Raw genomic sequence first — 12021 nt, forward strand, 5'->3', positions numbered from 1 at the left:
AGGCCTGCACAGTAAAACACGCCACCGTGGCATTTTTATCCAACCCTCAAGACTTCAAATCAGTTATGGCAAAAAAAAACAGGACTTTTGACCTTCCCTATTGCGGTATTGCCCCCTGGAACGGCACCGAGCTGCTTTATTCCGATCGCGGGGATTTTTCGCTCATCATCAAAATTACCAATCCCGCCCTGCAGTACTGCGGGGATCCCCAGCCCCATGAACACTTTCACTCCCTGATGCTCAACCTGATCAAGATCATGGGAGAGGGGCATATCATCCATAAGCAGGATATCTTTTCAAAAAAGAGTTATGATAAGCAGCATGGGGAATCTTTTCTGGAGCAATGCTACCATGACCATTTCAAAGGCCGCTCCTATACCTCCATCCAGACTTATCTGACCCTGACGCGCCAGGTTAAAAATGGCGCCTTTTATGTCTATGATGAGAAAGCCGGGACAGATTTTCTCTCCAGATCGGATAAGGTCATGGACCTGCTCACCCAGGGCGGTCTTTCGCCACAGCTGCTATCGGCAAGAGATATCCGGCAGCTCACCCAAGGGATGCTGGCGATGGATTTTTCTTCTCCGCACATCAGCCATAACAATTTGAAAGCGGGCGATACAGGCCTTGAGATGGGGGATCGGGAAATCAAGGTCCTTTCTTTGATCGATACCGGGGCGATCGATCTGCCTTCATCGATGGGCACCTACCGCCTGGTGGACGATGGGCATGCCTTTAACGGCTTTGCGATGGACAACCTGTCCTTTTTTTATCAGGTGCCCCATTATCACTGCATGGTCTACAACCAGTTTATTGAGATCCCCTCCCAGGAGGCTACCCTGCGCAGGCTCAGGTTAAAGGCCAAGCGCCACTCGGGCCTGGCTGATCCTGCCAACCAGATGTGCGCATCGGATATCAACGAATTGCTTAGCTGCGTAGCCAGGGACAATGAGCTTCTTGTGAACGCACACTATAACCTTTTGATCTGCGGGGCCAAAGGGCAGCTGTCCCCGGCTGTGAACTTTGTGGAGTCATCACTTTTCCAGCAGGGTATCATCTGTTCGAGAAATGCCTATAACCAGTTCGAGCTTTTCCGCTCAGCGCTTCCCGGGAACGGGATTTCGCTCAAAAGCTACGACTGGTACCTATTGAGCTGCGAGGCGGCAATCTGCCTGATGTTCCGGGAAAGGCTCATGGAGAGTGAAGCGTCCGGTTTTCTGGTCTATTTTACCGACCGCCAGGGTACCCCGGTAGGTATCGATCCCGCGGATCTGCCCATCACTCAAGGGAGGATCGCCAACCGCTCAAAGTTTGTGCTCGGGGATCCGGATCAGGCAAGTCATTTTTTATGAACGCGCTCATCGAGCAGTATATGCGCTACAATATGGACGTGGTGATTGTCGATACCGGGCATTCCTACAGCGGGCTGTGCAGATACTTTGGGGGACGTTACCTTACCTATTCAGAACAGCAGCCCATCACGATGAATCCTTTCAAGATTTCCAGGGAAGAATATAACCTGGAAAAAAAGGATTTTTTAAAGACGCTGATCTGCCTGCTTTTCCGCGGGAGCGGCGGAGAGGTCTCCCAGCTCGAGGACACGGTGATCTCCAGCGTGATCACTGCCTATTACGGGGATTTCTTCTCATCGGACCTTGAGGATAAGCAGCTTTGCTTTGATTCCTTTTACCATTTTTCCCTTTCAGAGATTTCAAGGGTCATGGCCTGCGATCAGGTGGGCTTTGATTTGGAAGGGTATCGTTATGTACTCAAAAAGTTCTGCAGCGGTGGAGAGTTCGGTGAGCTGCTCAACCAGGATGTGGACAGCTCGCTGTTTTCAGAGCGTCTGGTCATCTTTGAAATCGACGCTATCCGCGAGCATAAGGTGCTCTTTCCCATCGTCACGCTGATTATCATGGATGTTTTCCTGCAGAAAATGAGGCACAGGAGCCACCAGCGCAAAGCGCTGATTCTAGAAGAGGCATGGAAGGCGGTCGCCTCCCCGATAATGGCCTCTTACCTGCTTTATATGTACAAAACGGTCAGGAAATTCTGGGGGGAGGCGATCGTGGTCACCCAGGAACTCAATGATATTATCGGTAACCCGGTCATCAAGGACAGCATCATTAGCAACTCTGATACCGTGTGCCTGCTTGACCAGGGTAAGTTCAGGGACAATTACGGCCAGATTGCTTCCCTTTTATCCCTGTCGGAGACCGAGCAGAATAAAATTTTTACCATTAACCGGCTGGATAACCGGCAAGGCAGATCAAGGTTCAAGGAAGTGTACATCAAAAGGGGGGCAAGCGGGGAAGTATACGGAGTTGAAGTCTCGCTCGCCCAGTACCTGGTTTTCTCCACCGAGAAACCTGAAAAACTTGCCCTTGAAAGTTATATATCCCGTTATGGCTCCCTGCGTGAAGGATTAAATGCCTTTATTTCGGAGCTGAAGTCCTCTTCGCTTTCCCTGGAAGAATTTGTCCGCAGGGTCAATACCGCAAACCAAAACCATTAATGTTATGAAAACAGTTTATTTCACTTTAGCTTTTCTCTGCTGCGCGGTTTTTTTCTCCAGCGCGCAGATCTATGTGGATCCAGCAACCTCGGCAGCTGTTGCCGCAGGCTCGGGCATGATCAATTCCCAGCTGGATAAAACCAATTCAAACTTATCCCTTATCGAAAAGGCCCAGCTCTCGGTCACCGGCCAGCTGGGCATCGTAAACTCCCTGCAGGCAGATATCTACCGCGGCCTTCGCGAGGTATCTGCTGTGATGGGATCACTGCTTTCGGTCAGGGATATCTATGAGATTTCCCAGGACATTTTCTCTGATGTTAAAAAGACGGCCGTACTGGCAAAAAACAGTCCCCAATTCCTGCTGTTCGCAGAAGAGGGTGGCCGGGAGTTTTCCGCGCGTGCATCTGCCCTTGCCGCAGAGGTTTCTGCTTTTGTGCTCAAGGGTGGCAAGGGCAACCTGATGGATTCCGGCGAGCGGGCAAGGCTGCTCAATGCCATCACAGTGAAAATCGGTGTACTCCGCGGGGTGAGTTATGGGATCTACCGCTCGGTATACTGGGCCTCCCAGCGGGGCTTTTTCAATTCAATCAATCCTTACCGTGGCTTTATCAACATCGATAAACGCATAGCTGGTGAGGTTATCCTGCAAGCTAAAATGTTAAAGCCATGAAAATCTTTCTTTTTTTATCTCTTGTGACCTTTTTTCCTTTTTTATGCCCTGCCCAGATCAATATTGCCCTACTCCATCAGCTCATTTCCCAGAGTAAGGGTGAACACGGGCGGCAGTCTTCCGCCCGCGAGCGGCAAGGGGTAGCGCTGGCGGGGGAAAGCCTGAATCAAAGGGGCATGAAAAGCCTCAAAGAAGGCTATGTAAAGATCAGCTCACAGCTTTCAATGCTGGGTGGCGCTATCGATGCGCTGCAGATAGGCATTGAATCTTCACCCCTTTTGGATGATATTTATCTCCAGCAATCGGCCATCATATCCCTGTGTAGCTCAGATCCCTTGCTGATCCCACTGGCGCTTTCTGCTCAGGCAGACCTTGCCGATCAGGCGCAGCTGTTCCTGCGCTATTTATATGGGCTTGCCTTAAGTATAGGTGAGCTCAACCAGATGCGCCAGAGCGAGCGAAAGCTTCTTTTTTTTCAGCTCACCTCCCAGCTCCGCTCCATCAGCAGCGCTTTGCACGGGATCTGCCAGACCCTGCGTGCAGCAGCGCAGCATACTCAGCGAACGAAGGCGGGGTTTTCTGATTTCGGGAAACGCGACCGGGCGCTAAGTGGTGAGATCCTGCAGAAGTTGCGCACACTAAAAATAGGGCCATGAAAATATGGCTTATTCTGCTGCTGCTCACTGCCCAGGCTGCATCCGCCCAGCGCATCATCATCGACAGGGGACACCTCAAAGCCGTTCTGGAAAACAATGCCGCCAGGCTTACTGCCGAACAAGGGTACCAGCGCGGCCTTAATGAAACCCTCAGCTCCCTTAAAGGTATACAGGTAAACTTGAGCGCGGTAATCTTTACCGAGCAGCTCATCTACAATTCCCTGGCGCAGGTAGATCAGGGACTAAAAAGTGCACTTGCGGTAAGACAGATCGGCTCGCTGACAATGGAAATCATCTCAGCGGGCAGGCAGGTGCTTTCCCAGGCCGCCTCATCACCGCATCTACTGCTTTTCGCCGAGCAGACCTGCAGGCAGATGGCCGGCAGGGGGACACGCCTGGCGGGCGAGGTATCGGATTTGGTGCTCAAAGAAGGAGAGAACGTGCTAATGGATTTTGGCAAGCGTGACGCGCTGCTGAAAAAGATCTCTTTGGAACTTAAAACGATCCGCGCACTGCTCTATAGTATTCAGAAATGCATGTACTGGGCGGCCCACCGTGGATTGCTACGCTCGGTGAATCCCTTTTCCTCTTTTGTCAATACCGATAAGCGGATGGTAGAAAATCTGCTATTAAACTATAAAATGATAACAAAGAAATGAAGAAACTTATTTTAATGCTACTGATGGGTTTAAGGGTCTTATGCTGCCCCGCCCAGCGCATAGTCAGTGATGAACACATCAAAAACCAGCAGGAGCGCATGGTATTCAAGCAGTGGGACAGGGATAAATTTACCCCTAAACCCGGTTTTCTGGGGCTAAACCCCTACTACTGGCTCACTTGGGCACTCCACCCCAATTATCCCGGCAGCGACCTGCGCCCACTGGGCCCGCAGGGGCCGCAGACACAGCGCATCGCACTCGCGCTTGCCATGTCGCAGGCCGATCAGGCCTACCAGCTGCACAGCGATACCCTCAAGGCCCAGGCGCTGATGAAAGCCTCGGCATTTTCTGGCCTGCTGAGTGATATGGACCCACTATGGCAGCTCTACTACCGCTATGCTTTCGCGCCCCTTTTAAGCACTCCAGAAAATGAACTGGAAGGCGCAGGTGCAAAAGCGCGCGCTTACCTAATCTCTTCGGGCCTTTACAGCTGGTTCGCTGAGGAAAGGGAAAGCCTGCTTGAGCGTTTGCAGACCGCAAGGAAAACCACCCTTTCCAGGGGAGAACGTCTGCTAAGCTACCAGCGTATGCTAGGGGAATACCACAAGCTGGAGGCGGTTTGGGAGGAAAAAAAACGCCTGGCCTGGAAACATATTTCCATTTCAGATGCTGCCGGCATCCTCCATAAGAGCGGGCCGAAACTTTCTCCTGCTTCACGAAGGGACATTGCCATCGCGGATGAAATTTTAAAACATTCAAAATTATAGCCATGCAAACTACAAATATGATTGCCGGAACTGCCGGCCTTTTGGTGCAGCCTGACGCCCGCGGGGTACCGGACTCGTTTAAGGAAACCTTTAATTTTCTTCAGGGGAACGGGGTTTATGAGGAGGGGATGATGCATTTTTTGAAGGAACTCAAATCCACCATCTGGACCCATTACGATGCCTTTATTGCCGACGCGCAGGCCTTGTGCGCGATTTTTATGCTCATTTTTTTTGCCATTAAAAGTTATGAGATGATCTCTGGGGATAAGCGCCTGGAAATTATGCCCCTGCTGCGCCCTTTCGGGCTTTCGATGGTCATTTTATGGTGGCCCGTTTTTACCCGGCTGGTGGCCTTTCCCGCAGAGATTGTCGAAAACCGCACCTCGGCGCTTTTTGAGGGGAGCCAGCAGGATATCAATGCCCTGCGTCTGCAGCGTGCGAAACTGATGACCGATGTTGCCGATGCCCTTTTCAAGGTACAGGCCGAGACCGAGGTGGCCGCAAGAGAGGCCGACAGTTGGTATGAACATGCCTGGGAATCGGTCAAAAGCTCGGTCAAGGAAGGATTTTCTCAGGTCTGGAACCCGGTTGTGGAAATGCGCAACCGGCTGCAGATCGGCCTGCAGCTGCTGGCTACTTCGCTTCTGGAGACCCTTGCAATATGGATCCTGCGCATCAGTGTATATGTTATTTTTACCGTACAGATTATTTTTTCCACCATACTGATTATCCTGGGGCCATTCTCTGTCGCGATCAGTATCCTGCCGGCCTTCCGTGATTCCTTTTCCACCTGGATTGCGCGTTTTATATCGGTCAACCTGTATTCCGGGATCGGTTTTTTGGTGATGTATGTGGCATCCCTCTTCCAGCATTATGCCCTGGAGGCCGAAATCTCCCGCTACACCGAGCTTTTGGGCAGCACAGGCCCGGATATTGAAAAACTGGGCTGGTTTGCCTCAAACGGGGTACTTTCCTTCGGAATGGTCATCATCACTTTTATCATCGGTGCACTTACAATGTTTACCGTTCCCAGCATTTCTACCTGGATTGTCTCCACCTCAGGGGTGAGCTCTGCGGCTAGCGCCATGGGATCCGGGGCAGGAACGATGGGAAGCATGGCCAGTAAAGCAATAGGAGGATAGACATGCTGATCAAAAATATAGAAAGCAAAATCCGCCTGGCAACTTTTCTTTGCGCATCGAGCTTCATCCTCTGCCTGCTGGTCTGTTCGGTGGTCTCTTTTTTTGCTTACCGGCAGTTCGAGCTTTCCACAAAGCGGATTTACCTGCTCGATAACGGATCAGTTCCCCTGGGGGCAAAAAGAACAGCGCTCGAGGTAAACAGGGGCGCGGAATACCGGGCCCATATTGCAAGGTTCCATAGCCTGTTTTTTTCGCTCATCCCGGATGAAAAATACATCGAGGGACAGATGCGGCAGGCGATGTACCTGATCGATGAAAGCGGGGCCAGGGAATACAATAATTTAAAGGAGCGCAGCTTTTTCTCTTCGGTGCTGTCCTCCTCGGCAGTACTTTCTATCCGGACCGACTCGATTTTTTTAGATGAAAAGGCAAAATATTTCCGCTATTACGGCACCCAGCGGATCGACCGCAGAAGCACGGTAGTGACCCGCTCGCTAATCACCGAAGGGCATTTAAGTGATCTTTCCGCCCGCTCGGAAAACAATCCCAATGCAGTGCTGATTACCGGCTGGAAGACCCTGGAAAACAGGGACCTCTCCACCACATCGAAAAACCCATTTTAAACTAAAACAACCATGATCATGGAAAAACGCAATAGCATTTTATTTTCCTATGCCCTAAAACGGCTATCTCCACCCCTGGCAGGGATATCCCGATGGTTTGTCCGCAATCCAGGGCGTGTCTTTGTGCTGATGATGCTGATTTTGGCCAGTTCAGCCCTTCTCTGCTTTACCCTGCTCAGGACCCAGCCGGAAATGGCCGGTGCCAGCAAGCCTGGCATAAAGCAGAAAGCCGGCGCGGGGATCCTGGGAGTATCTCAGGCCGCGGGAAATCTCATGCAGGTCATGCAGATGCAGGCTGAGCTCAATGGCCTTTTATCCACAAAACAGCTCAGTTCCGCCGACAGCCTTAAAATAGCAGCCCTGCTGCAAAGAATAAAAAAGCTACAGAACAACATCAACGACCATGAAAAAAATCAACCTTAAAAACCCGCGCTATGTTCTGCCGGTCCTTTGCCTGCCCTTTATCATACTCCTGTTTTTTATCTTCCGCGCTTACTCCGCCAAAGGGGATAAAACCCAAGGAAAGGAAAAAGGTGGCCTGCAGAGCGGCCTTGCAGGGGTATCGGACGAAGTTAGCGGACAAAAACTGCAGGATAAGCTGCAGGCTTTCGAAGAGCGCTACCGCAGATCCGATGCCCCTTCAGCGCTGAGCCAGCTCGGCGCTGAAGGGCCGCTGGATGCAGATCCACTGACAGACCATCCCTTGAGCGGTCAGAAAATGCTCGACTCTATCGAGTCCGCTATCCGCAGCCGTTACAGTCAATCCCCAGCAGGTCCCTATGCCCTGAATTTCCCGCAAAAGGGAGCAAGGGGCAGGGATGAACAGAAAGGAAGCCAAAGTGCCCTCGAAAGGGACCGGGCGATCGCCGAGGCGCTTAATGAGCTGCAGCGGTCTGGCCCTTCTGCGCCAAACCGGGATTCCCCTGCGGATCCAATGGCCTTATTTAGGGCCCAGATGGCTATAGTGGACAGTATCGGCAGGGCAGGTGACTCTTCGCTGAAGCCCGGTCTGGAAAGTCCTGGCCAGCTGCCCGGAACTGCAAATAAACGGCCAGTGGCTAAAGCCCTTCGGGTGAGCATGGACAGCATTCCAAGAGGCGGGGGAGCTTCGGGAGAGAAACTGGCTGGGGCAGTGAATATCCCGGTGATGATCGATGAGCAGCTTACCGGACGCTTGGGATCGCGAATGCGCATGCGGCTGCTCGCAGATATCAGGGCAGAAAAATTACTGATAAAAAAAGGAACCACCCTTTTTGGGACCATATCCTCTTTTTCTGCCCAGCGCATCGGGATATCGGTCAGTTCGGTACTCCTGGATGGTGAAATCCTGCCCCTGAACCTTGAGGCTTATGATCTGGACGGGTTGAAGGGGATCTATGTACCCTCATCAGCATTCCGCGAGCTTGGGCGGGATGTTGGCAGTGCTTCCCCGCAGGGACTCTCCATTGAGGGAGCCTTTGGGGAAAACAGGCAAATGATGAGCCTGATGGGCAGGGTTTTCCAGTCCGCTTCTGGCGCCTTTACCCGCCTGGTCCGTCAGAACAAGGCCAAAATCAAATATGGCACCCTGCTTTATCTCGTTGATCCCGATGAACTCTCATCCCGTCAGAAAAACCTTTAAATCCATAAACCATGAAAACATTATTTCTTTTTGCCCTGCTCGCTTTAGCCAATCTGTGCCTTTTTGCCCAGCAGCCTGTCGGCAGACCACTTTCGGATCTCCCAAGAATCGATATCACAGCGGGGATGCCGCTACATTTCCGTTCCCCTGAGCCCATCCGCTATGTCGACATTTCAAACCCTGCAATCACGCATGAACTTACTGCGGCGAATATATTATGCATCCGTCCCGGCGCTCTGCCTGAAGGACATCAAGCAGACGAGCCTGCAGTAGTAACCATTATAGCAGAGCGATTTATGGCCCAGTACAGCCTGCATTTTGGCCATGGCCTGAGCTCAGGGGACGCAGTCACCGATATCGAAATCCTGCCGGAGCATATGGTGCCGGTAGATCTTCCCGCAGGGATTACCAGTAGCGCCCAAATGAGAAAAAATGCGCTGGACATACTCGCCCTGCGGTTTCATAAGCCCCTCTCCAGGGCATCTTCCCATGGGATATCACTGGAAATCAGGAAGATTTACTGCATCGGTGAGCAGGTTTTTTTGGATATTTATATTGAAAACAGTTCATCACTGCCCTATCACCCAGAGGTATTCAGCCTGAGCCTGGAAGACAAAAAGGTCAGCAGGGCCACCAACCACCAGTCCATCCCGGTCCCTATTCTCTGGCAGCTTTATCCCTTAAGAGCCTTTACCAGGGGTATGCGCAATATCCTGGTTATCGATAAGCTGAGCTTTTCTCGACAGAAGCGCCTTGTGCTTACCATGGCAGAAAAGCAGCTTTCCGACCGCAGGGTTTCCCTGGGCATACAGTATGGGGATATCCTGCGTGCTGATACCTTTTAAACCTTAGGCCTTATGGAAGAGAGCAAAGAACAGCAGGGGCTCCATCAGTTTATGCGCTTCTGCATCTACCTTTCGGTTGTCCTGGATATCCTTATTTTCATCTGCCTGCCCAGGATCCTTCAAGTTGATTTTCCTGGCAGCTTCTTTCTTGCACAAATCCTGCAGCAAATTTCCAAAATCGGTATTTATCTCAGCCCTTTATATTCCAGGGGATTTATACTGATGCTGACCATACTGGTTTCCATCGGCACTTTAAGCAAAAAAGAAAAAGAACTCGATTACCGTACAGCGATCCTTTATCCATTGTCGGCAGGCCTTGCGCTTTTTTTCTCCGGTCCCCTGGTTTTTCTTCAAGATGGGGCCCGGGTGATCGTGGGATTAAACTGGACAGCGCTCAGCTATTGCCTGACACTGATTTTTGGGACAATACTGATCCATACTGCAATGGACAATGTCTCCAAAATCATCAGCTCGCAGCTTGGTAAAGACCCTTGGAATATCGAGCAGGAATCCTTTATGCAGGCCACCAGGGAGATCCGCGGACCGGCCTGCGTCAGTATACCAAGCCTGTTTTATTACCGTAAAAAAGTCAGGCAAGGGTATATCAATATCGAAAATATCTTCCGGGGTACCCTTTTGATCGGCACGCCCGGATCGGGAAAGAGTTTCGGGGTGGTTATGCCATTCATCCGGCAGTTGATGGCCAGGGACTTCTGCCTATGTATTTATGATTTTAAGTTCTTTGACCTCGCGCAGCTGGCTTATTATCATTTTTTGCTCGGCAAAAAGCAGGGCCGCCTGAAAAACCACCTTTTCCATGTGATCAACCTAAACAATGTGGAAATGTCCAGGCGTATCAATGTACTGCGAGCAGATTATATCCTTACCCTTGCCGATGCTTCGGAAACAGCCGAAGCCTTAGTCGAGGCGCTCAAAAAAGGGGATAAATCCTCGGGCAGCGACCAGTTTTTCACCCAGAGCGCGGTCAATTTCCTCTCAGCGTGCATCTATTTTTTTTCACGTTACCAAAATGGCCGGTATTCCACCCTCCCGCACGTGCTTTCTTTTCTTAACAGTTCCTATGAGCAAATCTTTACAGCCCTGCTGAGTAATCCCGAGCTTGAATCGCTTCTTTCCCCATTTATGAGTGCATACCGGGCAAAGGCCTTTGATCAGCTGGAGGGGCAGGTGGGCACACTGAAGATATTTATATCCAGACTGGCCACAAAAGAGACCTTCTGGGTGTTTTCGGGCGATGATTTCAGCCTAAAAATCAGTGACCCTGCATCACCTGGAACACTTATCCTGGCAAATGACCCCAATACCCAGAATATCAATTCAGCCTGTTACTCCGTTGTGCTCAACCGGCTCACCAGGCTGATCAATTCCAAGGGTAACCTGCCCAGCGCGCTGATACTCGATGAGCTGCCCACCATCTACGTGCACCGCATTGAGAACCTTATTGCAACCGCGCGTTCTAACCGGGTAGCAGTTTTAATGGGCCTGCAGGAACTTCCACAGTTCCAGCAGCAGTTCGGAAAGGAAGTAGCTACAACGATCTGTTCGGTGGTGGGCAATGTCCTTTCAGGCTCGGTAAGGAACAAAGAAACCCTGGATTGGCTGGAGAAGCTTTTTGGCAAGGTAAAGCAGCTTAATGAAAGCCTTTCCCTGGACCGGGGCAAAAGCTCGCTATCCTTTAGCGAGCGCCTTGAGCACCTCATCCCCTCGGGCAAGATCGCATCTTTAAAGGCCGGGGAACTCGTGGGGATGCTTGCAGGGGACACGGTGAGTGAATTTAACGGCGCCTTTTCTCCGCCTGTAGTCAACTGCCGGGTCAATTTAGACCTGAAAGCCATCTCGCAGGAAGAGAAAAACTATCCGCATATGCCCATCTATTATGATTTCAAGGGCAAAAAGGAGCAGGTTCTCACCGAAAACTTCGAGCGTATCAACAGGGAAGTTTCTAGGATTACTTCCAGCTTCCCTGTAAACTGATCACCGGTCTTTATCCCTGGGGCTGTTTTAACAATCCTTTCACCGATTAACAAAGATAACTATGGAAAAATATCTCTCTACCCTGGTGTTGGTGGAAAACCCACATGAGCAAAACAGGGAACAAAACACGAAACTTGGCGTGATCAGCCATATCGATCAGCTGACAGGGGCAGTCCTGGTCAGTTTTGGCGATCTTACCGTATCCGGCCATGGCGCAGGCGAGGTTAAGGTGCTCAAAGACAGGAACACCCTTTATAAAGAACTGCTCCTCAGCGCCGGCGAGATGGAAATGCAGACCTTTAAAGTCCTTTTAAGGGTCAATATGCTGCAGGAAAGGGGAAGTTCTACCTCTCTTCTGGAAGCGATGCAGCTGCTCAGGAAAAATCCCGATGCGCTGACGCATGCCACGGTAAGCCTTTCTGTACTGATCGGCTTTTCCGAGCAGCGCGAAAGGGAAAAGCCGGAAAGGAACGGCAGGTGAAAAAGATCCTTATCCTTTGCGTTTTACTCCAGCTCTGCTTTTATAGC

At 51.1% G+C, this 12021-nt stretch carries 13 protein-coding genes; all 13 read left to right on the top strand.

What is annotated here, in order from left to right; genetic code table 11:
* Positions 1–65 precede the first annotated feature (65 nt).
* The 13 genes from H9L23_RS26480 (at position 66) to H9L23_RS02515 (ending at position 11974) form a co-directional block, all read left to right on the top strand.
* Positions 66–1352 carry a hypothetical protein gene (locus H9L23_RS26480; RefSeq protein ID WP_246474820.1) on the top strand — a complete coding sequence of 429 codons (1287 nt, stop codon included), beginning with the start codon at positions 66–68 and terminating at the stop codon, positions 1350–1352.
* Positions 1349–2515, top strand: coding sequence for a TraG family conjugative transposon ATPase (locus H9L23_RS26485; protein WP_246474821.1), 1167 nt, complete (start codon positions 1349–1351; stop codon positions 2513–2515). Before H9L23_RS26480 ends, H9L23_RS26485 begins: the two co-directional genes overlap by 4 nt.
* A gap of 4 nt (positions 2516–2519) precedes the next feature.
* Entirely contained in the window at positions 2520–3185 is a 666-nt protein-coding gene (locus tag H9L23_RS02465) for a hypothetical protein (protein WP_187593509.1), read from the top strand.
* Positions 3182–3841 carry a hypothetical protein gene (locus tag H9L23_RS02470; protein WP_187593510.1) on the top strand — a complete coding sequence of 220 codons (660 nt, stop codon included), beginning with the start codon at positions 3182–3184 and terminating at the stop codon, positions 3839–3841. The genes H9L23_RS02465 and H9L23_RS02470 overlap by 4 nt, the downstream gene beginning before the upstream one ends.
* Positions 3838–4500 (top strand): hypothetical protein, encoded by a 663-nt coding sequence (locus H9L23_RS02475; RefSeq protein ID WP_187593511.1) that lies wholly within the window; start codon positions 3838–3840, stop codon positions 4498–4500. Before H9L23_RS02470 ends, H9L23_RS02475 begins: the two co-directional genes overlap by 4 nt.
* A complete protein-coding gene (locus H9L23_RS02480) occupies positions 4497–5267 on the top strand; it encodes a hypothetical protein (protein ID WP_187593512.1) in 771 nt (256 codons plus the stop codon). Before H9L23_RS02475 ends, H9L23_RS02480 begins: the two co-directional genes overlap by 4 nt.
* A gap of 2 nt (positions 5268–5269) precedes the next feature.
* Positions 5270–6409 (top strand): plasmid transfer protein, encoded by a 1140-nt coding sequence (locus H9L23_RS02485; protein WP_187593513.1) that lies wholly within the window; start codon positions 5270–5272, stop codon positions 6407–6409.
* Between the two features lie 2 nt (positions 6410–6411).
* Positions 6412–7032: a conjugative transposon protein TraK gene (gene traK / locus H9L23_RS02490; RefSeq protein WP_187593514.1), complete on the top strand. Its 621-nt coding sequence runs from the start codon at positions 6412–6414 to the stop codon at positions 7030–7032.
* A gap of 18 nt (positions 7033–7050) precedes the next feature.
* Positions 7051–7455 (top strand): DUF2306 domain-containing protein, encoded by a 405-nt coding sequence (locus H9L23_RS02495; protein ID WP_187593515.1) that lies wholly within the window; start codon positions 7051–7053, stop codon positions 7453–7455.
* The gene (traM, locus tag H9L23_RS02500; RefSeq protein ID WP_187593516.1) at positions 7436–8653 is read left to right on the top strand and encodes a conjugative transposon protein TraM; all 1218 of its coding nucleotides are present in this window, start codon (positions 7436–7438) and stop codon (positions 8651–8653) included. Before H9L23_RS02495 ends, traM begins: the two co-directional genes overlap by 20 nt.
* A gap of 11 nt (positions 8654–8664) precedes the next feature.
* Entirely contained in the window at positions 8665–9498 is an 834-nt protein-coding gene (locus tag H9L23_RS02505) for a DUF4138 domain-containing protein (RefSeq protein WP_187593517.1), read from the top strand.
* A 12-nt stretch (positions 9499–9510) separates the two neighbouring features.
* Positions 9511–11493, top strand: coding sequence for a type IV secretion system DNA-binding domain-containing protein (locus H9L23_RS02510; RefSeq protein WP_187593518.1), 1983 nt, complete (start codon positions 9511–9513; stop codon positions 11491–11493).
* A 61-nt stretch (positions 11494–11554) separates the two neighbouring features.
* Positions 11555–11974: a hypothetical protein gene (locus H9L23_RS02515; RefSeq protein WP_187593519.1), complete on the top strand. Its 420-nt coding sequence runs from the start codon at positions 11555–11557 to the stop codon at positions 11972–11974.
* Positions 11975–12021: the final 47 nt, after the last annotated feature.

The sequence above is a fragment of the Pedobacter roseus genome (assembly GCF_014395225.1).
Classification (GTDB): Bacteria; Bacteroidota; Bacteroidia; order Sphingobacteriales; family Sphingobacteriaceae; genus Pedobacter; species Pedobacter roseus.